The organism is Agrobacterium sp. 5Ca50, assembly GCF_055381905.1.
On record NZ_AP026439.1, the window covers coordinates 250,338 to 274,092 of the forward strand.

Consider the following 23,755-nt stretch of genomic DNA (forward strand, 5'->3'; position numbering starts at 1 on the left):
GGGAGTTACGCGTTTGAAATCCTTGAAATCAACATTCGCAGGTATGGCACTGGTCGCAGCAATGGCGGCAGGTATCGCAAACCCTGTTCTGGCTGAAGACACTAAAACCCTGCCAATTGCAGCGCAGATGTACACATTGCGCGATGCAGGCACGCTTGAAGAGCAGTTTGCCATTCTCAATCGCGCCGGTGTCTCGGCAGTGGAAACCGTCGACATGCAGAAGGTCAGCGCAGATGAACTGTCTGCACTGCTTGAGAAACACAAGATCAAGGTGATCTCGTCACATGTGCCGATCGACAAGCTGCGCGGCAATCTGGACGGCGTCATTGCCGAGCAGAAGGCCGTTGGCAACCCGGTTGTGACCGTACCTTTCCTTAAGCCGGAAGATCGCCCGACTGATGCTGCTGCATGGACGGCCTTTGGCAAGGAGCTTGGTGGTTACGCAGACAAGTTGGCTGCAGCCGGTTTGGCCATGTCCTACCACAATCATGACTTTGAACTGGTCAAGTTTGACGGCAAGACAGCGCTTGAGCTTCTGCTCGATGCTGCCGGTCCCAAGCTGCAAAGCGAGCTTGATGTTGCCTGGGTAGCACGCAGCGGCACTGACCCGGCAGAGTTTCTCGGCACATTGAATGGCCGTGTATTTGCGATCCACGCGAAGGATAATGCACCTGCGGGCACAGCGGAAAATGAGCGTGGTTTTGCCACCCTCGGCACCGGCGTCCTGGATTGGAAAACAATCTTGCCAGCGGCCAAAAAGGCCGGTGCGAAATGGTTCATCCTTGAACACGACATGCCGCTCGATGCCGAAGCCGTCCTGACCAAGGGCAACGCCTTCCTCAACGAACACCTGCCGACAATTCAGTAAGACGGCTAAAAAATCGATCAGTTAAACTGACAATTGGCCACTATAAGAACTCCCCGGCAACTGGTTTACCGGGGAGTTTTTGCGTTTAAGAAGACTGTATTGCGGGGAAGCTCTTTCCGGCTACTCATGTGCCATTTAAACCTGCTAAAAATTTTGATCTCTTGATAAAATATGAGAAACATTTCTCATACTTGAAAATGGTGATTGTGAAAATATAACTTAAGCATCTGAAAAATATCAATTATAAATTTATTTCCATTGCTTGACTTCAATAAAGAATGATCGTTTTATTTGAGAATGCATTCTCAAAAATGATTGCTTGAAATATGGGCAACAAAGGATGCTTCAAACAATAAAGGGAACATGACATGTCTCGCAGGATCATCCATACCTCGATTTTCGCGGCCATCGCGGCGCTCTCGATTTCAACGGCATCTGCCTTTGCGGCAGAGACAGAGCTGACCAAGCTTCTGCCGCAGGAGGTGCGTTCCGCAGGTGTGCTGCAAGTTGGCGGACCGACTGCAATCGCACCTTACGTCAAGGTCGACAGCAAGGGCGAAGTCAGCGGCGTTATCGTGGAACTCATGCATGCCGTTGGCGAAAAGCTCGGTGTTGACGTGAAGTTTAACAACATCGCCTATTCAGCCTTGATCCCCGCACTTCAGGCCGGTCGTGTTGATGTTGGAATTGGTACGTTCACCGATACGCTTGCACGACAGGAGCAGGTTGATTTCGTCGATTACATCCTCACCAACATGGTGTTGATGGGGCGGCCGGAAACAGAGGAAAAGATCACCAAGGTCGCCGATCTCTGCGGTCAGACGGTAGCGTCGCCCAGCGGCACAACCTCCGAGCTTGTCATGAAAGCACAGGCCGAAAAATGTAAGGCCGAGGGCAAGGAAGCACTTAATATTCTGATCGTTCCGAGCCCTGCTGAGGCCCAGCTGCAGGTTGAGACCGGCCGTGCGGCGACCTTTGTTCAGGCCTACGGTGTGGGTATTGGCATTGAGGCATCTGGTCAGAACCTCGTAATTCTTGGAGAGCCCTTCCGCCCGGAATATCATGGTGCAGGCGTGAAGAAGGGTAACAAGGAGCTGGCTGACGCACTGATGGCAGGTTTCCAGGCAATCATGGACGACGGTACATACGCCAAGGTTCTTGAGAAATACAAACTCTCCAGCCTCTCCCTGAAAGAACCGGTTTTCAACGGCACCTCCACCAAGCCTCTGGCTGAGTAAGGTTACCCAAGAGACCAAGGATAAAAAGCATGGCCGTACAGACTTCCACTGAACCAAAACTTCTCCCACCCAGACATCCATGGCGCGTGATCACCGCAGTCGTCGTTATCGCCATTCTCGCAGCTCTTTTCCTGTCGCTGGCCGGAAACGAGAACCTGCAATGGAATGTCGTGTGGAATTATCTTTTCGATGAAGCGATCCTGTACGGCCTTGTAAACACAATCGTGCTCACCGCGCTGTGCATGGCAATCGGCACAGTCCTCGGTGTTGTTCTCGCCATCATGGCGATGTCCGGCAACCCTGTGCTGGAATGGGTGGCGCGGGTTTATATCTGGTTCTTTCGTGGCGTTCCGCTGATTGTCCAGCTGGTATTCTGGTTCAATCTTGCTCTGCTCTGGCCGCGCATCGGTCTGGTTGTTCCGCTGTTCGGTATCGATTATTCGGTGTCGACCAACTTCTTGATCTCGAGCTTCGTGGCATCTGTTCTCGGACTTGCCCTGCACGAGGCGGCCTATATGGCAGAAATTGTCCGCGCCGGTTTTCTGGGGGTCGATCACGGACAGACCGAGGCAGGACGTGCTCTCGGTATGAAGGACGGCAAACTCATCCGCCGCATCATTCTTCCCCAGGCCATGCGCATCATCGTGCCGCCAACCGGTAATGAAGTCATTTCACTGCTCAAGGCAACCTCGCTTGTCGCGTTCATCGCCGGTGGTGAACTGATGACTGCGGTTCAAAATGTCTATTCGCAGAACTTCCGGGTCATCCCGCTGCTGCTGGTTGCGACCTTCTGGTACCTCGTCGTCACCACTCTCGCCAGCCTGCTGCAGGGTTACCTCGAACGCCGTGTCGGCCAGGGATTCACCTCCATGGCACGCAAACCGCGCAAGGCATAAGGAGAAAAGAGATGGTCGCTATGGTGCAGATCCACTCCCTCAATAAGTATTTCGGCACGGTACATGTGCTTAAAGACATCGACCTCGATATTGAGGCCGGCAAAGTTACATGTATTATTGGCCCATCGGGCTCCGGTAAAAGCACTATGCTCCGTTGCATCAACCGTCTGGAAACACCGAATTCCGGCACCATTACCGTTGATGGCGAACTGATCGGTTATGTCCGGGAAGGCGCCAATTTACGGGAGCTTTCCTCAAGCCACATTGCTGCCCAGCGCGCCCGTATGGGCATGGTCTTCCAGCGGTTCAATCTGTTCCCGCATCTGACTGCCGTGCAGAATGTCATGGAGGCACCGGTCCAGGTGAAGGGCGTGGCAAAGGCGCAGGCTGAAGCCGAGGCCCTCAAGCTGCTTGAGCAGGTTGGTCTCGGACACAAGGCCCATTCCTATCCGGCCGAGCTTTCCGGGGGGCAAATGCAGCGCGTAGCGATTGCCAGAGCGTTGGCGATGAAACCTGAACTCATCCTTTTCGACGAGCCAACCAGCGCACTCGATCCGGAACTGGTGGGCGAAGTGCTGGATGTCATGCGCGAATTGGCAAAGACCGGCATCACCATGATTATCGTGACACATGAAATCTCGTTTGCGCGCGAAATTGGTGACCATCTGGTGTTCATGGCCGACGGACAGATCGTTGAAGCCGGGGAACCAAAGGAAATGCTGGCCAATCCACAGCATCCACGCACCCGAGATTTTCTGGCGCGAATCCATTAACAATTCCGGGTTGCAAAAAATGCAAAAAAGAGGGTTTGCCGCATGACACCGCCCAATTCCGGAAAGCCGGACGAAACACCTTTCAACGCCCGTGTCATGCTTCGCCGTGATCAGTTGATCGATGCGATGGAAGAGCTTCTCAACGCTGGTAAGTTGCCTGCAACGATGAGCGATCTTGGCAAGGCGGCCGGTATGTCGACAGCGACAACCTATCGATATTTCCAGTCGCTTGAAGAGGTCACCCAAGCCTATCTGATCCGTATCATGACAGAGCTGCGGGACTTCTCGGTGACGCGTGAGGAAACAGGGACTGCACTGCTCTACGTGATTAGTCGGTTCTGGGTCGATGTGGTGATCGAGCACGGACAGGTTCTTGTCCAGGTGCGTTCACGCAAGGGTTTTCTGGAACGCATGCACCGACAGGTTGCCAGTACGGTTCTTGGCGTCGAGGCGCGCCGCCGCGCTCTGCTTGGCGCGTTGGCAGAGAGTGGGCTGCCCTCGACCATGCTGGAAGATGCTGCGATGCTCTACAATACCATGTTCGATCCGCGCGATATTCTTGACCTCATCAATATCAGGTCTCTGGACGCTGATCGCGTTACCCACGTCCTTATCTCCTCGTTCGTAGGCGCCCTGAAGGGGTGGCATGCCGGGGTTACTGAAGATCGCACTCCTGTGGGTGCAACGAAATAAAGGAATGACGTCATGATTGGCTTTAAGATCGGAACGATTGAACGCCGTGTCGATCAGCGTATGGTCGAGCACTTCAAAGCCTTGCCTGTTGCCAATGTCAGCGATTGCATGTCGCGTATGTCGGGTTTCGGTCCACGCATCCGCCCGATGCATCGCAAGGGTGTGCTGGCAGGCTCTGCCGTCACTGTCCGGACCCGTCCCGGTGACAATCTGATGATCCACAAGGCGCTCGATATAGCATTGCCGGGTGATGTGCTTGTCGTTGACGCCGGGGGCGATGTCACGAATTCCCTGATGGGTGAGTTGATGCTGTCGCACGCGATCCAGCGCGGTTTGGCAGGTGTAGTGCTGGATGGCGCGATACGTGATCTGGCCTGGATCCGGGAACATGACTTCCCGGTGTTTGCCGCCGGTGTAACGCATCGTGGTCCTTACAAGGACGGTCCGGGCGAGATCAATGTGCCGATTTCGATCGATGGCACCGTGGTACACCCGGGCGATCTGGTCATCGGAGACGATGATGGTGCGCTGGCGATTGCTTTTGACGAAGTTGAAACCGTCTATGCGGCCGCACTGAAAAAACATGAGGCGGAAACCCGCCAGCTCGTGGCGATTGAAAAGGGCGAGAACAATCGCGCCTGGGTCAACGAAGCGCTGCGCACGCACGGCGTGCTCTAAACCGACTTTTAAAATCTGTTCGAAATGCCAGATCGTTTGACTGGAAGGAGTATCCGCATGCTTAAAATTTCCAACGCGCTGACCCGTATAAAGCCTTCTGCGACGATTGCGGCAACACGCAAGGCGCGTGAAATGCGCGCGCAGGGCATTTCCATCATCGCGCTCAGCCAGGGCGAGCCGGATTTCGATACGCCCGAGCATGTCAAGGAAGCTGCATGCGCGGCGATCATGAAAGGCGGCCTGACCTATCCCCCGGTGCCCGGTTTGCCGCAGTTGCGTCAGGCCATTCAGCGCAAGTTCGAACGTGACAACGGGCTGGCCTACAAGGAAGACGAGATTATCGTCTCCAGCGGTGGCAAACAGGTGATTTCCAATGCGCTGCTTGCGACGCTCGATGCAGGCGATGAAGTGATCATCCCGGCGCCTTACTGGGTCTCCTATCCAGAGATGGTCGCTTTGTTTGGCGGTACGCCGGTGATTGTCGCAGCGGCTGCTAGTAACGGTTTCAAGATGACCGCTGAGCAATTGCGTGCGGCGATCACGCCGAAGACACGCTGGTTGATGCTCAATTCACCGTCCAATCCGTCCGGTGCCGTTTATTCTCACGATGAGATGAAGGCACTCACCGACGTACTCGTTGAATTTCCCGATTTGATGATTATGGCGGACGATATCTATGAGCACCTGATCTACAATGATTTGCCGTTTGCAACACCTGCTGCGGTCGAACCGCGGCTGAAGGAGCGTACGCTGACGGTGAACGGCGTATCAAAGGCCTATGCGATGACCGGTTGGCGTATTGGTTACGCGGGCGGCCCGCGTGCATTGATTGCCGCCATGGAAAAGGCGCAGGGGCAGACAACATCGGGTGCTTCAGTGCCTGCACAGCGTGCCGCAATTGCCGCTCTTGATGGCGAACAAGGCTTTCTTGCTGAGCGTCTGCAATCATTCCATGAACGCCGTGACGTTGTGGTGGATATGCTCAATGCAGCAGACGGAATTCACTGCCTTGTGCCTGAGGGTGCATTTTATGTGTTTCCGTCCTGTGAAGGTGCACTTGGCAAAGTGTTCAATGGCCGGGTTTTGAATACCAGTGAGGATTTCACCGCCGCCTTGCTGGAAAGTGAAGGCGTTGCACTTGTTCACGGTGAAGGTTTCGGATTGCCGGGACATTTCCGCATTTCCTACGCCAGCGATATCGCAGACCTGAGGGAAGCCTGCCTGCGTATACAGCGTTTCTGCGCCAGCCTTCAGGCTGTTGCCGCGTAAAATCAAAAAGGGGATTTAAACATGTTGAAGAATGTAACTGTCGGTACTGCAACTGCGGCCCCGGGCGCCAAGGCGAAAGGCGTTATCGAGGTTGCGCCGCTTGCGACCGGGGAGATGGTGACGTTGCCGGTCCATATCATCAACGGCGCAAAAGATGGCCCGCGTCTGTGGGTCAACGCTGCCATTCACGGCAATGAATTTAACGGTGTCATCTCTGCCCTGCGTCTGGTTGACAAGATCAATCCGGCAGAACTGTCTGGTGTGGTGATCATCACCCCGATCAGCAACCCGCTGGCCTTTTTTGCCAAGACCCGCTTCACGCCGCACGATGGCGGTAATCTGGGTGAAAGCTATCCTGGCAAACCGGTCGGCCCGATCACCAAGCAGATCGCCTACCACCATTTTAACGAGATCAAGCAGAATGCAGATTACCTCATAGACTTGCATGCGTCTGGCGTCACCAATTGCTCCAAATCCTACTCCGTCCTGAAATATGCCGGACATCCGGAGACTGAAAAGCGTGCACTGGAACTTTTGCTGGCAAATGGCATCCATCTCAATTGCAGTGTCGATACGCTCGGCAAGAATGACGAGCCGGTGCCTTTGACCGGTTCACTCGACATGGAGTGTATGGCGCTGGGTATTCCATCCTTTATGCTCGAACTGGGCCATGCCAACCGAGTTGAGGAGGAGATTGTGCAGAGTGGTCTTTTTGGACTGGAAAACAGCATGCGTCATCTCGGTATGGTCGAAGGTGAGGTAACGGTTTTTGCCGACCAGATCGTCACCACAGAACGGTTTATCGTCCGCTGCACCGAAAGTGGTCTGGCTGTCCAGGCCTGCAAACCGCATGATTATGTCAATGCCGGTGATATCCTGACGCGTATCTACGACAGTTTCGGTACGTTACTGGAAGAAGTGCGGGCTGAAAAGGACATGCACATTATCAGCCTCAAGGAAGACTGCGTCGCAACCTCCGGCGACCGTGTGGTGTTTGGCGCTGCTTAACGGCCCTAAAGCTCTCGCGGCGGACTGTAATAACACCGAGAGCCCGGGTGATTGGCCGGGCTCTGCATGAACCGCACCAGTGGAAGCTGAAATTCTAGCGGAGGGTAATTTCGCTGGAGAGCTGAAAACCGACACCATGTATAACATGGATGGGCAGTTCGGCACCGCTTTCGCGCACTTTTACGCGCAATCGCTGCAAGACGGCGTCCAGACTGCGGGTGTCCGCAAGCGTCTGATATCCCATGGCAAGGCCGAGTTCGTGACGGCCAATGATCCGCTTACTGTCTTCTGCCAATTTTGAAAGCAATGTCGCCTCACGGCCGGACAGTTTGATGACCGTGCCCTGCGGAGAGGTGAGCCGCTGGCCGACCCGGTCTATCGACCACTTGCCGGTAGGCCGGGCAGGTTGTGCATTTTTGTCGCTCTGGCGAAGCCGGTCGGCCAGATTTTTGATGGCAAACACCAGTTCATCGCCATCAACCGGTTTTGTCAGGTAGAGATTTGCGCCTTCGGAGTAGCCGCGAAGTTTATCGTCCCGCAATGTGCGGGCGGTCAGCATGATGATGCCAATATTGGTTGTCTTCTTCAGGCGCTGCGCTATGTCAAATCCACTGGTATCCGGCAGATTGACGTCGAGTATGGCGACGTCAAAATCCTCCGTGCCCAATGCCAGGTCAAATTCCTTGCCGTTTCCAACGGCTGTGACGGCAAAGGTGTTCAACCGCAGAAAATCAGTCAATCCCTGCTTCAGATCAAGGTCGTCTTCCACGAGTATGACTCGGACCGGCCCATTTCCGCTTTGACGCGTGGCATGAGTTGGTGGGGTAGATACTGGGGGCATTGAACTGACTTTTGACTGTGCATTACGGGCTGTGGTGAGCGCGTGTGATAATCACGCGGCGAGTGCTCCAATCGAAACCGGTGGATTGGATGGGTGTTGATTTGACTGATAATTCACGCCAAAACGGGCAAAACAATGGTCGCTTCAGTGCCGCCGTCTTTACCGCTTGAAAGTGAAAAGTGTCCCGCATGGGCGTCTGCGGTACGTTTGACAAGTGACAGGCCAACGCCTGTTCCTTCGATGTGAGCCGAATTTGTGCCTCGTGTGTGGTTCTCGATCAGGTCTTCAACGACTTCTGCTTCGATACCTATTCCTTTATCCCTAACCCGGAAATGCACAGTCGCGTTATCCCTGAAAACGTCCAGCCAAACCTGTGTTGATCCAACCGGGGCGGAAAACTTGAATGCGTTTTCGAGCAGGTTGATAATTGCCAATTTCAACATCTCGCTATCGGCGCGAATGAATGCCTGTTCGACGTCCGGGGCGATTGAAACATTCAAGGTAACGCCGTGCAGCAAGTCACGCGCACTTATGACCGCGCTCATGGCGGCATTGCTGACGCCGATCTCTGACAGTGCTGGCTGAAAGGCTGGGCCTTGCAGTTTGCTTCTGGTGAGATTGACTTCCAAAACCTCGACCAGCCGCGCAACGCCGGTGTGGGCGCGGTCCAGTCTCTGCCGATTGGCCTCATCGTCTTTTGGCAAGGTCAGACCAATGCTTTGCAGGTTGGTTCTGATCACGCCGAGCGGCGTACGATACTGGTGGGAAATGACTTCCATGAACCGGACTTGCTGTTCCTGTGCCTGCAGTTCGGCGCAGAGTGCCTGTTCGGCCACCCGTTTTGCCTCCACCAGCTCCCCCGTTCTTTCGCGAACAAGATCATTGGCATGTTGTTCGGCGGCACTTGCTGCTTCCAAAGCACGGCGATCGGCATTGCGAGCAGCTGTTTCTGCGTTGCGCAACCGGACCGCCAGCGAGCCGGTTAAGAGTGTAAAGTGGGTTATGCTGGTTGCGGCATAAGAGCCTGCCACCCAGCTGGGGAGTGAGAGAATGCCATACCGCTGGCTGTTCGTCGCAATCAAACCTGCCCAAAGCAGGCCGAATGCCGCGGAGTTAAGGCCAGTTTGTGCATTGGGTTGCCGAAGGAAATCGATAAGGGCGACCGACATGGCCATTGTGGTGAGGACCAAGATAACCGGTCCGGCCAAAAGCACGAAAAAGCGGTTTACCCCGAAAAGCACACAGAAAACACCGATAATGCCGACAATAGCTGCGAAGCGGAAATAGAGATCGATCTTCGGGTAACGTGGGTCGAGGTCCAAAATGGCCCTTATCGATAGCGCACCAGCGGTCAGCCCAAACCAGGAGGACATACTCGACAAGTAGTCGTTACCGAGGCCACCATTGTCGAAAAACAGCAGTCGCGCCATGCCGAGCGCGCCAAAATAGGTCGAACTGACAGCCAGAATGTCCAGCATCAGGAAAATATAAAACTTCTTTCTGTCGAAATAGAAAAAAAACAGCTGGATAACCAGCAATACGCCCATGCCGCCAAACCACATGCCACGAACGAGGTTCTGGACGATGGATCTGTAGTCATAATAGCTGGGTGATAGCAGTTCCGCCGAGACGTTGAGGCTGGCGTCCTTGTTGTGTGCCCGGATGTAAATGATCCGCGTCTGGTCTGGAAATAACTCTAGAGGCAAGACGTTTGCCGACGTATTGAAGTTGGCATTCAGGCGTGGCGAATGATCGCCCATCTCGAAGCGGTCGAAATCCGCCTCCCGCATTCCGGGCTTTTCAACGCCGACATAGACCTCCAACTCATCGGTAAAGTTTGGCATGATTGACAGAAGAATATCCTGCGGTCGCTTCACGCCTGCTGGCAGTGTCACGGCAAATCGCAACCAGGCGGAGGTCCGCACAAAGCCGAGATTGACGTCGTGGCCTTCAATAGGCGCGAACAATGCCTGGTGTTGCAACATATCCTGCAACGTCAGTTTTTCGTTCTTGACGAGTGCGACGTCGATAAAGCCATCCAAAGGCACGGAACCATAGAGGTCAGCAGGAACTTGCTGAATGCGTATGCCGTCCGAAGTCTCGCCCGCGAGCAGAGAGGTGGCGCTGATAATCAACGCTGTCAGCGCGGACAAGAGAAGTTTTGTTAACGACACGAACTGTGAGGCCTGTTCATTTGATGGTTCTGTCCGATCGGTGCCTGTGACGGCACTAATGCGAATGTTTTCGCGTCGCCCGGTATGGTGATGTTGTCAAGCACAAGTGGCGAGTGAGGTGCGAAAATTGTGACTTCTGCGGGACATGCCTGTGGATGCTCTCATAAGAAAAGAGCGGCGGAAAACCGCCGCTCTGAGTTTTTTATTGCGATATCAGAACTTCACGCGAAGCTTTGCGTTGGCACCGTGATCGTATGCGTTTGAGCCGATCTGTCCGTTATAGGTGAAGCTGAGTGTCGATGCCGGGGTGATGGTCAAGTCCACACCTGCCTCGAGCAGTGCCGCATTGCGGTCAACTGGCGTGCTGGTCACGGAGAAACTGTCACCCGTGGCAAATCGAGCCGAGGATACCGGGTCGACATCACCAAAGGCATGCATCCAGCCGATGGTGCCGCGTGCCACCGATGCTACACCGGCAATATCCAGATCTGTAGATGCACGCAGACCGATGGTGGTGAAGGTCGTGTTCATCGAGGAATCGTCAACCGTCAGTGCAGCCGTGCCGCCTGTTTCGGTAAAGCCATCCGTTCTGGTGCGCGAATGCGCCAGGGCTGCGAAAGGCTCCAGTGCAGACTTGCCGACGTCAAGACGGTAGGCCAGTTCGCCATAGGCATTGAAGCTGCTGCCGTCATAGTCGCCGGACAATGTCTCGCCAAGCGCCGTGATGGTACGGCTCGTATCAACATTGTGCCAAGTGTAATTCAGGCCTGTGCGGAATGCGACCGGACCCCATTTGCTACCCGCGTAACCGCCAAGGTGGTAGTTGGTGCTGGCACCATTGCTGCTGTCCGTGTCGAAGAATGACCGACTGTAGCCGCCGAGCACACCAACACGCCAGTCGCTACCGACCATCATGTCGCCACCGAAGATCACGCCGCCATTGGCCGTATCCGTATCGGAACCGCCGTCAACGCCGCTGACCTTACCCCAGGAACCAAAACCGTTGACCCAAGTGGCGAAACGATCGGTATCGAAGGCTTCCTTGGGCTCGAAAGCAGCAAAACGTTCGTCCTTTGCTGCTTTCTTCTCTTCAGCATAACCGAGAGCCATCGAAGAAGGTGCCGCAACACCGTCAGTCACGGCGCGAACACGGCTGTTCAGGGCGGTGTTTACGGCGCGGTTCGTCTGTGTGAAGGCACCTTGTGCCGTCGCATAAACATCACCGGAAAGCTGCTGGTAAGCCTGCAGAGCGTCGTCTTCGCTCAACTGCAAAAGGTCGTTGTAAAGCTTCAACGAAGCGCTACCTGGTGTCTGGTCCAGACTGTCGAGTGCGCCTGCGAGCGACTTCTGATTGCCCGTTCGTGCAACCCTGCTGAATGGGTTCGGGTTGGTGCCGGTGTTGCCGGAACCCTTCACCGAGACATTCAAGTACGCGTTGTAGTCGTCATATGACGTGGTGATATCCAGAAACGCCGAAGACGTATTGATGAGTTCGCTGAACTTGCCAGTGAGACCGCCGTCTGCGTTGAGGATGGTGTATTTTTGGGTCTGCTGGTAGCTCGTTGCATCGTCCAACGACGTCACCTTAACATCGGCGCCATCTTCAATTGATGCTTGCCCATTAACGTGAACAAGATCACTTGTTGTGCCGCTTAGATCAACGGCATAGGTGGATCCATCTCTCAGTGTGAGATTTCCATCTACCGTCAATGTGCCGATCTGGTTGAAAGACGGGGCTCCAAATGTGGACGCTCTGGCCCAAATGATAGTCTCCAAACCGCCCGGGGACAGAATGCCACCGTCGCCAATGGTCGTTGTGCCAATGGTGCCTGTGCCACCGATCGTGCCGCCATTGTTCACTTTGACTGTGCCACCAAGCACATTGCTAACCAGCAAGCTGCCGCCATTGACATTGGTCACGCCGGAAAAGTTGGCGCTGTTACCGGTGAGTGTCGTGACGCCAGAGAGGTGCTTTATGTCACCGTTTCCTTTGATTCCGGCGGAAAATGTGTAATTGGCATCGGTGTGATTGAAGACGATCGAGCCTGAAGTGCCTGAGCCAAATGTAATTGAGTCAGACTTCAAGGTGCCAGCTGCAGCGGCGAATTCGGTTTCGGCAGCACCAATGTTTAGAGTGCCTTTTGACCCGGGCGCTGAAGCAATAAAGGTTGTGCCGTTATAGCTACCATCTTGCTGCTGCGTGCCGACGGTGACGACAGCTTCGTCACTGATGGTCAGCGTGCCGTTGCCTTGATAACCAATAATCAAACCACTGCTGTTTATCCACAGAGACTCCGAGCCGGTTACTGTTACATCGCCGGTGCTATTGGCGGAATTTCCAATGAAACCAGTAATATTTTCCACAACGCCGCCGTCGCTGACATTGAGTGTGCCATCAGTAGTATATCCGACGTAGATATTATGGTGATCAATCCATCTGGAACCATTACCGGTGACGTTTACGACGCCGACAGTGTCTGCAGGATAACCGATCATACTGGTCGTACTTTCGACCAATCCACCGTCTTTAATATTCAGCGTTCCGTTGCCAACAAAGAGCGCACCTGTATTTATCCAAGTTGATCCAGTACCTGACACGTTGACTTTGCCGGTGGTCGTCGCCTTTTGAGCGATGTAGCCCAGTCTATTTTGTACGACAGCGCCATTTTCGATGTTGAGTTCACCATTTCCGTTAACGCCGACGGTGAGAGGCTCGGTGGTTTCCCATCTGGTCCCATCTCCCGTGACGGTCACGATACCTGTATACCCAGCGCCAAATGCGATGAGGCCATCACCGCTGGTTACAGTTGCGCCGTTTGAAATTGTCAGATGTGTATCCGCGTTATTCGATACAAACAGTCTACCTGTAACAGCTTTGTCTGCTGTGATCGCGTGATTTCCACTATTGAAAGCTTCGTCTGCCCAAGCGAAATTGGATGCCGTCAACAGCATCGTTGAGGCAAGTAATGCGTTGCGGCTGATTTTCGCTACCTTATTAAACCGCCGGCCTATGTTGACTGGCGTCATTGAATTCTCATGCATGTCTGCCCCCGCAGAAAAGACATTGAAGGCACTTTGCCTGCAATGAGCGATATGTTCGCGCTGTGCATGAGATTCTAGACAAGCCACTGAAAAACTATAACTTTTTTATTCGTGACAATTGTTACGATATGTAACGATACGCAAGAGAAAGCGTGTCGGCGCAGCCACAGAGAATGTTCTAATATTGGCCTGCAGGGCGGTAAATGAGGTGCAACCGCGCTTCACCAGCTGATTTATACAGCCGGTGCGCTGGCTGATTCGCAACGGGACGATCGCAAAAATGAGGCCGGTATTGGCGCGGTAGAAAACGCGAGTTGAGTCACCGTTGATGAAAGCACTTCAGATATCTGGGAGTGCCTTCAGACGGGATCTTTTGGCGTGGTGGAGGGTGTTGAACTTTCCCGTACAACGATACGCGGTGTTACAACAAAATGCTCCGCAGTATTCCGGCCGTTGATGCGTTCGATCAACAGTCGCGTTGCCTGAAGGCCAAGCTGTTCTCCTGATTGGTCGATGCTGGTCAACCTGTTCTGAGCAAAGTCACAAAACATCGTGTTGTCATAACCAACCACGGCAAGGTCCTCAGGGATCGACAGGCCAAGCTCTCTGGCTACGCTGATGACGCCCAAAGCGATGAGGTCGGTCCAACAGAAGATGGCGTCGGGGCGCTGTGACGCTGTCAACATGCGGCGTGCGGTCAGTTGCACGTCGCGAAGCGTCTGCGAGGAGTGTACGATATTGATATATTTTCCAAGGCCGGCTTCCATCATGCCACGACGGTATCCAACCTCGCGTTGTGTCAGAATGGTGGAGGTGCTGGAAATAAGGCTTAGCATCGCAATCTTGCGATAACCGTTTGCGGCCAGATGCTTGACGACAATCATCGCGCCTTGCTGATCGTGATTGTTGACCGTGTCAAAACCCTGAGCCTCCGGGTCATGATGTCCGATGGCGACGAGAGGTTTGCGTATTGCGATATTGTTCAGATTCTCCCGGTCTTCAGTCGAACCGATCATCAACAGGCCGTCCATCTGGCGGTCGATCATCGATTCCACCATCGCCAGTTCCGTTTCGATCGACGAATGGCTGATGCCGATCATCGCTCGATATTGCGTTCGCTCAAGTGCGGTATTTACGCCGGTCATGATGTCGGCGAAAAACGGATTTCTGATATCGGGCAGCAGCAAACCGATCGTGTAGGTCTGTCCACGCATGCCACGTGCGGCTGCAAGTGGCCGATATCCAAGCTTGTTCATTGATGCCCGGACATTGGCGCGCAACGCGTCGGATACACCATAAGCATCGCGCAGAACTTTTGAAACTGCGGCCACAGAAACACCAGCGTCTTCAGCGACTTCCCGGATTGTTACCCGGCCGCCACGTGTTCCTTTTTCACCCACAAATGTACCTTTCAATCCTGCCGTTTGCATGCCTAACAAAAGCCTTTCAACAGGCTGGGGCAATGTCATTTCACTCTATCGGAACAAATTGGGTTGCCAAACGGAAAAAAGTGTAGAACGATATACGTAGAACATTCTACATGAATGATTGCAGCTGGATTTGAGGGAGGACGGCATGCACGACAAAGTGTCAACGCACGCCCGGAGAGACAATTCAATCACCAATTACGCGTGGACAGCGCCAATGGTGCGGCCACTCGCGGACAAGGGAGAGGGAACGCCTGCCTCCTTCCTCCAGAAGAGTTTTGTCCTGGAAAATAAGACCGGAAAAGAGGTTCTTCGCATCAGCGCCCTAGGGCTGTATCGGGCCTTCATCAATGGTCAGCGTGTTGGTAACGACCTGCTGACCCCCGGTTGGACAACCTACGACAAGCGCCTGTCTTACCAGACCTATGAGGTCAGCGATCTTCTGGTGGCTGGCGAAAACACCATCACCATATGGTTGGCGGATGGCTGGCTGCGTTCGCCGCTGATGTGGGGCAAACATCGCTTGACCAACACCTGGGGTAGCCAGATCGCGGCGATTGCAGAGTTGCGAGCTGGCGAGGGTGATGCCGGTCTGCTGCTTACCACTGATGCATCCTGGCAGAGTGGCACTTTGCCGGTTGTCAAATCGGGTATCTATTTCGGCGAGGCATTTGATGCGCGCGTTCAGCCGAAAGTGACGGCTGGCTCCGAGGTTGTGGCGTTCGACCCATCAATCCTTGTGGCACATGAAACCACGCCGGTGCGTGAAATGACGCCGATTGCGCCGCTCAAAAGCTGGACAGATGCGGAAGGTCGCACCGTGCATGATTTTGGCCAGAATGTTGGTGGTTACGTTGCCTATACGGTTAGCGGCGATGCGGGTGACAGCGTCCGTGTCGAGCATGCTGAAGTGCTGGACAAGGACGGCAATTTCTACAACGTGAATTACCGCACGGCAGAATCTCACACCATTTACACGCTGGCTGGCAAGGGCGCCGAACAATACCGGCCGCACTTCACCTTCCACGGTTTCCGTTATGCCCGCATCACGACAACCGGTAATGCGAAGATCTCAGACGTTTACTCCGTTCCTATCAGCTCGGTTACCGAGCAGAAGGCCAGCTTCACCTCTGGCAATGCGCTGGTAAACAGGCTGGTTCTCAACACTGTGTGGAGCCAGCGCGGCAACTTCATCGAAGTGCCAACCGATTGCCCGCAACGTGATGAACGCCTCGGCTGGACGGGGGATGCCCAAGTCTTCGCAGGCACTGCGCTCTATCTGGCAGATGCCCATGATTTCCTTGCCAAATATGTACGCGATATCATGGCGGACCAGCGTGAAGACGGTTCTGTGCCGCATGTGGTGCCGGATCCGACACGCCAGCAGCCAGAGTTTTATCCGGGCTTTTATGGTTCGACCGGCTGGGGTGATGCCATTGCTGTTATTCCGTGGCAACTCTACCTCCATTACGGCGACAGGGACATTCTTGCCGAGGCACTGCCAGCGATGATCCGCTGGGTCGATTTTGTCTGGTCGATCAGCGATGGTCCGATTGTTTCGCCGCCACGTCAGTGGGGTGCCCGGGGCTTTTCGTTTGGTGACTGGCTACAGCCATCTGGACCTTCGGCAAAACCGCTGCCAACGATTGGAGATGACGCCGCAGCAACGCTTTATCTCTACATCACCGCAAATCTGGTGTCGCAAATCGCGTCCATAACCGGTGATGCTGCCGTGGCACAACGGCTTGCTGATATGGCAGCTCAGGTCAAGACCGCCTTCCAGCGTGAGTTCATCACCACCTCCGGCCGACTGGCCTATGATGACCAGACGTCCTATGCGCTGGCGATCGTTCATGACCTTATTCCAGACGAGCATCTGGAAGCGGCCAAGGGCTATTTCAAGGCGACGATTGCTCGTTCCGAGGGACGTATCGGCACAGGTTTCATCGGCACGCCTGCGCTGTTGCCAGCTTTGCTGAAGATTGGCGAGGTGGGACTGGCTGCGGATGTGTTCCTGCAGGAAAATGTGCCCGGTTGGCTCTATCAGGTAAAGATGGGCGCAACGACGATCTGGGAGCGGTGGGACGCGGTCCAGGCGGATGGCACAATCTATAACCCACAGATGAACTCGTACAATCACTATGCCTACGGCGCTGTTTGCCAGTGGTTGTTCGAGGCTGTTGCCGGCTTCCGCCCGGATGCCGCCGAGCCCGGTTTTGCCACCATTGTCTTCGAACCAACCATCATCCCAGATCTGTCTCCGGTTCAGGCAAGCCACCAGTCTCCACGCGGTCTGATCTCTGCCGGATGGTCCGTTAACGGCAACACTGCGCTTTATGAGGTTGGAGTGCCGCAGGGTGCACGCGGCGTGTTGAAACTTGCCGATGATTACACCGACGTGACCGTTGACGGCGCCACCTTTACCGGTCGCGATCTGGGGCCGGGCAAACATTCCATCAGCTTTAAATTCATTCCGCCGGTGCGGGCGGTCAAAGAGGACTTCATGATTAACGCCCGTACGCCGTAAGGCGAAGGGCAAAGGCGTCAGCAGGCCTGCGGAGGGGTGGGCCAACAGGGAGGAAACCAATGCTGAAGACTCATAGAAGACATGCCTTGATTGGTTTTGCTGCCGGTCTATTGACCATGACGGTGCTGTCCGGCCCCGTCATGGCAAAGAGCACGGTGACCATGCTCATCGACAATGGCCCGAATACCGTGGCTCTGGCGGAAGCATTGGTGAAGGCATTTGAGCTGAAAAACCCGGATATCACCATTGATATCGAAACGCGGCCCGGCGGTGGTGAGGGAGACAACATCGTCAAAACCCGGCTGGCGACCGGGCAGATGACGGATATTTTCTATTATAATTCCGGATCGCTGCTACAAGCGCTGGCGCCGCAGCAGACCTTGATGGATTTGAGCCAAGAACCGTTCATGGCAAACGTTTCTGACAGCTTCAAACAGGTTGTAAGCGTTGGAGATGCTGTCTTTGGCGTGCCGATCAGTCCGGCGGAAGCGGGGGGCATTTTCTATAACCGTGATATTTACGCGGAACTTGGTCTTGATGTGCCCAAAACATGGGCCGAATTCATGGCCAACAATGAAAAGATCAAGGCAGCTGGCAAAACGGCGCTTATCCAGACCTACGGTGACCCTTGGACCAGCCAGCTTTTTGTTCTCGCTGACTTTTTCAACGTGCAGAAGGCGGCACCCGATTTTGCAACGCAGTTTACTGCAGGCGTTGCCAAATTTGCCAAGACACCAGCAGCAACACAAAGCTTCGAAAGGCTGAAGCAGGTTCATGATGCGAATATCATGAACGAAGATTTTGGTGCGGCGACCTACAATGACGGCCTGCGTATGCTGGTCAATGGCGAGGGCGCTCATTACCCGATGCTGACCTTTGCCATACCGGCCCTTTCAGATAATTACCCCGAATTGCTCGACAAGGTGGGATTTTTTGCCCAGCCGGGCGATGATGCAGCCAATAATGGTTTGACCACCTGGATGCCGGGCGGATTCTACATTCCCCTCACATCCGCAAATCCTGACCTTGCCAAACAGTTCATGGCCTTTGTCGCCAGCACCGATGGCTGCAAGGTTCTGGAAGATACCGTCGGTATCAACGGTCCCTTCCTGATCAAGGGTTGCGAGCTGCCGGAAAAGGTAGCGCCAGTGGTTGCTGACCTGCTGCCATATTTTGCCGAAGGCGGGCAGAACGCACCAGCACTCGAATTCCTCTCCCCCGTCAAAGGCCCGATCCTCGAACAGCTCACTGTCGAGGTCGGCTCAGGCATTCGCGAGCCAGCGGATGCTGCGGCTCGATATGACGAAGATGCGCGCAAACAGGCACAGCAGCTGGGCCTTCCGGGCTGGTGAGCCGATACCATAAAATACAGTCCAATATGGAAAGCAGGACATGACAAAACGCAAAACTGCCCTTACGGCTTTTGCCGCTGGCCTTTTCACACTGACTGCGCTTTCGAGCGCAGCCTTGGCAAAAACCAACCTGACCATTCTGGTGGATAATGCCTCGCATACGATTGCCATTTCCGAAGCTTTGGCGACGGCCTTTCAGGAGAAAAATCCTGATGTCGCGATAGACATCGAAGCGCGCCCCGGCGGCGGGGAAGGCGACAACATCGTCAAGACCCGACTGGCAACTGGCCAGATGACCGACATTTTCTGGTACAATACCGGTTCGCTGTTGCAGGCATTGGCACCGGAGCAGACACTTGTCGATCTCAGTGCCGAACCGTTCATGGACAATGTCGCTGACAGCTTCAAACAGGTGGTGACGGCAGGCAGTGGTGTTTACGGCGTACCAACCCGCCCGGCTGAGGCTGGCGGCATATTCTACAACCGCAAGATCTACGAAAAACTTGGCCTGTCGGTTCCGACGAGCTGGGCAGAATTCATGAGCAACAACCAGAAGATCAAGGAAGCGGGTATCCCCGCCGTTATCCAGACCTATGGTGAACCCTGGACAAGCCAGGTGTTGCTCTTGGCTGACTTTTACAATGTGCAGAAGCAGGTGCCGGACTTTGCCGCGCAATATACGGCAGGGACGGCGAAATTTGCCTCTACCCCTGCTGCCGTGCGCGGTTTCGAATATCTCAAGGAAGTCTCCGACGGCGGGTTCTTCAATGAAGATTTTGGCGCTGCGCGCTACGAAGACGGTCTGCGTATGATCGCCGAGGGCGAGGGCGCCCATTACCCCATGATCACCTTTGCCATTCCGGCACTTTCTGATGGTTATCCTGACCAGATCAATGATGTCGGCTTTTTCGCATTGCCCGCCGCCAAGGCGGAAGACACTGGCCTGACCGTGTGGATGCCGGCTGGTTTCTACATTTCCAAGACATCGGCCAATATCGATGTTGCCAAGCAGTTCCTCGCCTTCGTTGCAAGTCCGGAAGGATGTGCAGCGCAAAGCAAGGCCGTGGCGATTAACGGCCCCTACCTGATCAAGGGCTGCACGCTGCCTGACAATGTCGTGCAGTCGGTGACCGATCTTCTGCCCTATTTTGAAAACGGCAAAAATGCCCCGGCGCTGGAGTTCCTCTCGCCGATCAAGGGACCGATCCTCGAGCAGCTGACGGTGGAAGTTGGCACCGGTATACGCCAGCCAGCCGATGCTGCAGCACTTTATGATGAAGATGTCCGCAAGCAAGCTCAGCAGCTTGGTCTGTCCGGCAGATAAATGCCGATAATCCGGTGGCTTCGGCAGGTTTGCCCGAGGCCACCGCCTTTGTCTCTGGAGCCCTCATGGTCGCATCTGCTGTTTCAACCCTGACCACGCGTCGGTCGTCCTATCCCGGCTGGTTTTACCTGCCGGCGGCGGTCATCTACGGCGTGCTGTTTCTTCTGCCGACATTTGCATCTTTTTACTTCAGCCTCACACGCTGGAGCCTGTTCAGTTCAAGCTTTATCGGTTTTGAAAACTTCATTCAGTTCTTCCGCGAACCCTTTCTCATTCAAGGCCTCGTCAACACCATCATCTATGCGGTGATCACCTCAGGTCTCAAGGTTGTCATCGGAATGTTGCTGGCGGTGATGCTGACCAGCCAGATCATGGCGCGTGGACTGTTGCGGTCACTGGTGTTTTTCCCCGTGCTGGTGTCGACCATCGGTGTCGGCATTACCTTCACTGTTCTGATGCACCCCACACAGGGGGCAATCAATGAAGGTCTGGCGCTGTTGGGAATAAAAGGTCCTGGCTGGCTGACAGACCCCAAGCTTGCATTGTTCTCAGTTGCGCTTGTTGATGTCTGGAAGGGCGTGGGTCTTGCAACTGTGATCTATATTGCCGGCATCGTGGCCATTCCAAAAGACTACTACGAGGCGGCGCGCATCGATGGCGGCACCAAGCTGCAGAACTTTTTCTACATCACCTTGCCGCTTAGCCGACCTGCCACGGCAACCGTCATCACGCTGTCCTTCATCGGCGGACTTCGAACCTTCGACCTGATATGGGCGATGACAAAGGGCGGACCGGGCTTTGCTTCCGATACCATCGCCTCGGTGATCTACAAACAATACCAGTCAGGCTTTTTCGGACTGTCGACGGCGGGCAATGTGGTGCTGTTTATCCTGATTGCCATCCTTGTTGTTCCGATCACAATCTTCCTCAATCGCAGGGAGGGACATCAGTGAAATCCCGCGCTTCCACCATTGGCGGCATTGCTGCTCTACTCATCTCCTTCGTCGTTTTTGTCATCCCATTTGCGTTCATTGTGCTGATGGCATTCAAGGACAGGCGACAGGCCAATCTGCTGGATTTCTCCTGGCCATCAGGGTTTCACCTGTGGGACAATCTGGTCACGGTGATCACCACGCGAAACTGGATGCTGGTGACCGCTTTCATCAACTCCACCATCCTTACCGTTACCAGCGTGACGCTGCTTGTCGTGTTCGGCGCTATGGTCGGTTTCGTCCTGGCGCGTCGCAAAACCCGCTGGAACCCGTTGGTGGAGTTCCTGATCCTTGCCGGATTGATGATCCCACCTGCGGTGGTACCAACCATCTGGCTGCTGCAGGGTTTGAAACTATTCGGTACGCTGCATGGCATGGTGCTGATTGAGGTCGCCTATAACCTGCCTTTCACCATCATCCTCTACCGCGCCTTCATTGCGACCATTCCACGCGATCTGGATGAGGCAGCGATCATCGACGGTGCGCGGCCGCTGGATGTGTTTTTCCGGGTGATCCTTCCGCTGTTATGGCCAGTAACGGTGACCAATATCGTGGTACAGTCGGTTGGTATCTTCAATGACTTCACAAACCCGCTTTATTACCTGCCGGGCAACGCCAATGCGACGGTTCAGCTGACGCTCTACAATTTCCAGAGCCAGTTCAACACGTCCTACAATCTCCTCTTCACCAACATCGCGCTGATTACCATTCCGCCTTTGGTCGTCTTCCTGTTTTTCAACCGTCAGATTGTGGCAGGCATGACCGCCGGCGCCGTCAAAGGATAATTTCATGGCTGGTCTTTCTCTCAAATCCATCCACAAACGTTACGGCGAACTGCCCGTCATCAAGGGTGTGGACCTGTCCATCAAGCATGGTGAGTTCGTCGTTTTCGTCGGCCCGTCCGGTTGCGGAAAATCCACCCTGTTGCGCATGATTGCCGGTCTAGAAGATATCAGCTCGGGCGAGCTGCATATCGGCGACAAGCTGTGTAATGATGTCGAACCGCGTGACCGTGGAATTGCCATGGTTTTTCAGTCCTACGCGCTCTATCCACATATGAGTGTCTATGACAATGTCGGTTTCGGCCTAAAACTGGCCAGAACTCCCAAGGATGAACGCGACCGCAAAATCCGTGAAGCTGCACGCATCCTGAAGATGGAACACCTGCTGGATCGCAAACCGGGCCAGCTGTCAGGCGGCCAGCGCCAGCGTGTTGCGATTGGCCGTGCAATCGTGCGCCAGCCAGAGGTGTTTCTGTTCGACGAGCCGCTATCCAACCTCGATGCGGCACTGCGTGTCGATATGCGGATGGAAATTTCCAAACTCCACAAGGAGCTTGGCGCGACCATGATCTATGTCACACACGATCAGGTCGAGGCGATGACGCTGGCTGACAAGATTGTCGTGCTGGACGCTGGTGTCGTGCAGCAGGTTGGATCGCCGATGGAACTTTATCAGCGCCCCGCCAATCTCTTTGTTGCCGGTTTCATTGGCTCACCGAAGATGAACTTCGTGCCGGTACACGTCGACAAAGTAGAGGGCAGCCGGGTTACGGTCAGCGGACAGGACGTCGTCAAGCTGACGGTCGAAGCCGACGCACGCTCAGTGAAGACCGGTGATCAGCTGACGCTCGGCATTCGCCCGCATGACCTTGCTCCTGCTTCCGATGGTTCCATCGTTGGCCGGATCGGTCTGGTTGAGCGGCTTGGCAATGAGACGATCGTCAGCTTGGAATTGCCATCCGGTGCTCTGTGGCTTGCCGTGCTGGACGGCGACCAGCCTCTCAATCGCGGGGAAAGTCTGGCGCTAAGTGCTAACCCGACCAAGGCCGTGGTTTTTGATAGCGCTGGCAAGTCGCTGCTGGCAGATGTCGGTTAGGTGAATTGCAGTTCGCGTAGCGTTCTCCAGATCAGGAAACACCGGTCTTGTATGCCGGTGTTTCTATTTTTGGGAGGGTAAGGTTCAATCAGGGCACTATCGGCATGATCAATTCTGAAGAGCTAGCGTTTGCCTTGACGAAACACCACTTATCGATTTGAAACCGGATAGACCATTGTTCAAGCCGATCGCACCGACGCGGCAAGGCGATTTCGAAACTGGTGATGTCATCAATTGCCAGAAGGCTTGAAAACTACCGACAGGGCAAATGTAATGTTTACGACCAAGACGATTGAGAACACCGACAAGGCGTCGTTCTACCGCGAACTGAACAGTCAGCTGGAAGGGCTTCTGCATGGCGAGCGCGATTTCATCGCCAACGCAGCCAATGTTTCCGCGCTAGTTTTTGGTCTCGTATCGGATCTGAACTGGGCTGGGTTCTATTTCCTGAAACAGCAGGACGAACTGGTTCTCGGTCCCTTTCAGGGCAAGGTTGCCTGCGTGCGTATTCCGGTTGGCAAGGGTGTTTGCGGCACCGCAGTTGCCGACGCCAAGACACAGCTTGTGCCTGACGTTCACGCTTTTCCAGGTCATATTGCGTGCGATGCGAATTCGCGTTCGGAACTGGTGGTGCCGCTGGTCAAGGATGGGCGCATTCTCGGTGTGCTTGACCTCGATAGTCCGCTGCCGGGTCGCTTCGACCTGGAGGATCAGGCAGGCTTTGAGACACTCGCCGCACTCTATGTCGCGGCAAGTGATTTCTGATCTGTCAGCT

Annotated in this window: 19 protein-coding genes and 1 pseudogene; 16 read left to right on the plus strand and 4 right to left on the minus strand. The window is 54.6% G+C overall.

Going from position 1 to position 23,755, the window contains the following annotated elements; genetic code table 11:
- Positions 1-13: 13 nt before the first annotated feature.
- The 8 genes from ACZ5FM_RS18790 (at position 14) to ACZ5FM_RS18825 (ending at position 7,423) form a co-directional block, all read left to right on the plus strand.
- Positions 14-868, plus strand: coding sequence for a sugar phosphate isomerase/epimerase family protein (locus ACZ5FM_RS18790; protein WP_464040897.1), 855 nt, complete (start codon positions 14-16; stop codon positions 866-868).
- A gap of 368 nt (positions 869-1,236) precedes the next feature.
- Positions 1,237-2,106: an ABC transporter substrate-binding protein gene (locus ACZ5FM_RS18795; RefSeq protein WP_464040898.1), complete on the plus strand. Its 870-nt coding sequence runs from the start codon at positions 1,237-1,239 to the stop codon at positions 2,104-2,106.
- Between the two features lie 29 nt (positions 2,107-2,135).
- On the plus strand, positions 2,136-3,002 hold the full coding sequence (locus tag ACZ5FM_RS18800; RefSeq protein ID WP_259148702.1) for an amino acid ABC transporter permease: 867 nt from the start codon (positions 2,136-2,138) through the stop codon (positions 3,000-3,002).
- 11 nt (positions 3,003-3,013) lie between these two features.
- A complete protein-coding gene (locus ACZ5FM_RS18805; RefSeq protein ID WP_310503214.1) occupies positions 3,014-3,775 on the plus strand; it encodes an amino acid ABC transporter ATP-binding protein in 762 nt (253 codons plus the stop codon).
- Positions 3,776-3,817: 42 nt separating this feature from the next.
- On the plus strand, positions 3,818-4,468 hold the full coding sequence (locus ACZ5FM_RS18810; protein ID WP_259148703.1) for a TetR/AcrR family transcriptional regulator: 651 nt from the start codon (positions 3,818-3,820) through the stop codon (positions 4,466-4,468).
- Between the two features lie 12 nt (positions 4,469-4,480).
- Entirely contained in the window at positions 4,481-5,146 is a 666-nt protein-coding gene (locus ACZ5FM_RS18815; protein WP_464040899.1) for an RraA family protein, read from the plus strand.
- Positions 5,147-5,203: 57 nt separating this feature from the next.
- Positions 5,204-6,415 carry a pyridoxal phosphate-dependent aminotransferase gene (locus ACZ5FM_RS18820; RefSeq protein WP_464040900.1) on the plus strand — a complete coding sequence of 404 codons (1,212 nt, stop codon included), beginning with the start codon at positions 5,204-5,206 and terminating at the stop codon, positions 6,413-6,415.
- Between the two features lie 21 nt (positions 6,416-6,436).
- The gene (locus ACZ5FM_RS18825; RefSeq protein WP_312949909.1) at positions 6,437-7,423 is read left to right on the plus strand and encodes a M14 family metallopeptidase; all 987 of its coding nucleotides are present in this window, start codon (positions 6,437-6,439) and stop codon (positions 7,421-7,423) included.
- 94 nt (positions 7,424-7,517) lie between these two features.
- Here the strand turns inward: ACZ5FM_RS18825 and ACZ5FM_RS18830 are convergent, their stop codons facing one another.
- The 4 genes from ACZ5FM_RS18830 to ACZ5FM_RS18845 form a co-directional block, all read right to left on the minus strand.
- Entirely contained in the window at positions 7,518-8,192 is a 675-nt protein-coding gene (locus tag ACZ5FM_RS18830) for a response regulator transcription factor (RefSeq protein WP_464040901.1), read from the minus strand.
- Between the two features lie 185 nt (positions 8,193-8,377).
- Entirely contained in the window at positions 8,378-10,417 is a 2,040-nt protein-coding gene (locus ACZ5FM_RS18835; protein WP_464040902.1) for a sensor histidine kinase, read from the minus strand.
- 234 nt (positions 10,418-10,651) lie between these two features.
- Positions 10,652-13,465, minus strand: a complete 2,814-nt coding sequence (locus ACZ5FM_RS18840) for an autotransporter outer membrane beta-barrel domain-containing protein (RefSeq protein ID WP_464040903.1) — start codon at positions 13,463-13,465, stop codon at positions 10,652-10,654.
- 374 nt (positions 13,466-13,839) lie between these two features.
- On the minus strand, positions 13,840-14,910 hold the full coding sequence (locus ACZ5FM_RS18845; protein ID WP_464040904.1) for a LacI family DNA-binding transcriptional regulator: 1,071 nt from the start codon (positions 14,908-14,910) through the stop codon (positions 13,840-13,842).
- A 145-nt stretch (positions 14,911-15,055) separates the two neighbouring features.
- Between ACZ5FM_RS18845 and ACZ5FM_RS18850 the strand changes: the two genes are divergently transcribed.
- From ACZ5FM_RS18850 to ACZ5FM_RS18885, 8 genes and pseudogenes are all read left to right on the plus strand, one after another.
- Positions 15,056-17,434: an alpha-L-rhamnosidase gene (locus tag ACZ5FM_RS18850; RefSeq protein WP_464040905.1), complete on the plus strand. Its 2,379-nt coding sequence runs from the start codon at positions 15,056-15,058 to the stop codon at positions 17,432-17,434.
- Positions 17,435-17,493: 59 nt separating this feature from the next.
- Positions 17,494-18,786, plus strand: coding sequence for an ABC transporter substrate-binding protein (locus ACZ5FM_RS18855; RefSeq protein WP_464040907.1), 1,293 nt, complete (start codon positions 17,494-17,496; stop codon positions 18,784-18,786).
- 40 nt (positions 18,787-18,826) lie between these two features.
- On the plus strand, positions 18,827-20,110 hold the full coding sequence (locus ACZ5FM_RS18860) for an ABC transporter substrate-binding protein (RefSeq protein WP_464040908.1): 1,284 nt from the start codon (positions 18,827-18,829) through the stop codon (positions 20,108-20,110).
- 65 nt (positions 20,111-20,175) lie between these two features.
- A complete protein-coding gene (locus tag ACZ5FM_RS18865; protein ID WP_192489807.1) occupies positions 20,176-21,063 on the plus strand; it encodes a carbohydrate ABC transporter permease in 888 nt (295 codons plus the stop codon).
- Positions 21,060-21,887, plus strand: coding sequence for a carbohydrate ABC transporter permease (locus ACZ5FM_RS18870; protein WP_250984441.1), 828 nt, complete (start codon positions 21,060-21,062; stop codon positions 21,885-21,887). The genes ACZ5FM_RS18865 and ACZ5FM_RS18870 overlap by 4 nt, the downstream gene beginning before the upstream one ends.
- A 4-nt stretch (positions 21,888-21,891) precedes the next feature.
- Positions 21,892-22,980 carry an ABC transporter ATP-binding protein gene (locus tag ACZ5FM_RS18875; protein ID WP_275643284.1) on the plus strand — a complete coding sequence of 363 codons (1,089 nt, stop codon included), beginning with the start codon at positions 21,892-21,894 and terminating at the stop codon, positions 22,978-22,980.
- A gap of 130 nt (positions 22,981-23,110) precedes the next feature.
- Positions 23,111-23,230 (plus strand): annotated as a pseudogene (locus ACZ5FM_RS18880) (tRNA (N6-threonylcarbamoyladenosine(37)-N6)-methyltransferase TrmO); the annotation flags it as partial.
- Between the two features lie 23 nt (positions 23,231-23,253).
- Positions 23,254-23,745, plus strand: coding sequence for a GAF domain-containing protein (locus ACZ5FM_RS18885; RefSeq protein ID WP_464040909.1), 492 nt, complete (start codon positions 23,254-23,256; stop codon positions 23,743-23,745).
- Positions 23,746-23,755: the final 10 nt, after the last annotated feature.

Excerpts from the sequence above, each read along its gene's own strand:
- ACZ5FM_RS18860 (WP_464040908.1), top strand. The coding sequence starts at position 18,827 with ATGACAAAACGCAAAACTGCCCTTACGGCTTTTGCCGCTGGCCTTTTC.
- ACZ5FM_RS18825 (WP_312949909.1), top strand. The coding sequence starts at position 6,437 with ATGTTGAAGAATGTAACTGTCGGTACTGCAACTGCGGCCCCGGGCGCC.
- ACZ5FM_RS18875 (WP_275643284.1), top strand. The coding sequence starts at position 21,892 with ATGGCTGGTCTTTCTCTCAAATCCATCCACAAACGTTACGGCGAACTG.
- ACZ5FM_RS18885 (WP_464040909.1), top strand. The coding sequence starts at position 23,254 with ATGTTTACGACCAAGACGATTGAGAACACCGACAAGGCGTCGTTCTAC.
- ACZ5FM_RS18840 (WP_464040903.1), bottom strand. The coding sequence starts at position 13,465 with ATGACGCCAGTCAACATAGGCCGGCGGTTTAATAAGGTAGCGAAAATC.
- ACZ5FM_RS18865 (WP_192489807.1), top strand. The coding sequence starts at position 20,176 with ATGGTCGCATCTGCTGTTTCAACCCTGACCACGCGTCGGTCGTCCTAT.
- ACZ5FM_RS18815 (WP_464040899.1), top strand. The coding sequence starts at position 4,481 with ATGATTGGCTTTAAGATCGGAACGATTGAACGCCGTGTCGATCAGCGT.
- ACZ5FM_RS18820 (WP_464040900.1), top strand. The coding sequence starts at position 5,204 with ATGCTTAAAATTTCCAACGCGCTGACCCGTATAAAGCCTTCTGCGACG.
- ACZ5FM_RS18810 (WP_259148703.1), top strand. The coding sequence starts at position 3,818 with ATGACACCGCCCAATTCCGGAAAGCCGGACGAAACACCTTTCAACGCC.
- ACZ5FM_RS18800 (WP_259148702.1), top strand. The coding sequence starts at position 2,136 with ATGGCCGTACAGACTTCCACTGAACCAAAACTTCTCCCACCCAGACAT.
- ACZ5FM_RS18805 (WP_310503214.1), top strand. The coding sequence starts at position 3,014 with ATGGTCGCTATGGTGCAGATCCACTCCCTCAATAAGTATTTCGGCACG.
- ACZ5FM_RS18850 (WP_464040905.1), top strand. The coding sequence starts at position 15,056 with ATGCACGACAAAGTGTCAACGCACGCCCGGAGAGACAATTCAATCACC.
- ACZ5FM_RS18795 (WP_464040898.1), top strand. The coding sequence starts at position 1,237 with ATGTCTCGCAGGATCATCCATACCTCGATTTTCGCGGCCATCGCGGCG.
- ACZ5FM_RS18855 (WP_464040907.1), top strand. The coding sequence starts at position 17,494 with ATGCTGAAGACTCATAGAAGACATGCCTTGATTGGTTTTGCTGCCGGT.
- ACZ5FM_RS18845 (WP_464040904.1), bottom strand. The coding sequence starts at position 14,910 with ATGCAAACGGCAGGATTGAAAGGTACATTTGTGGGTGAAAAAGGAACA.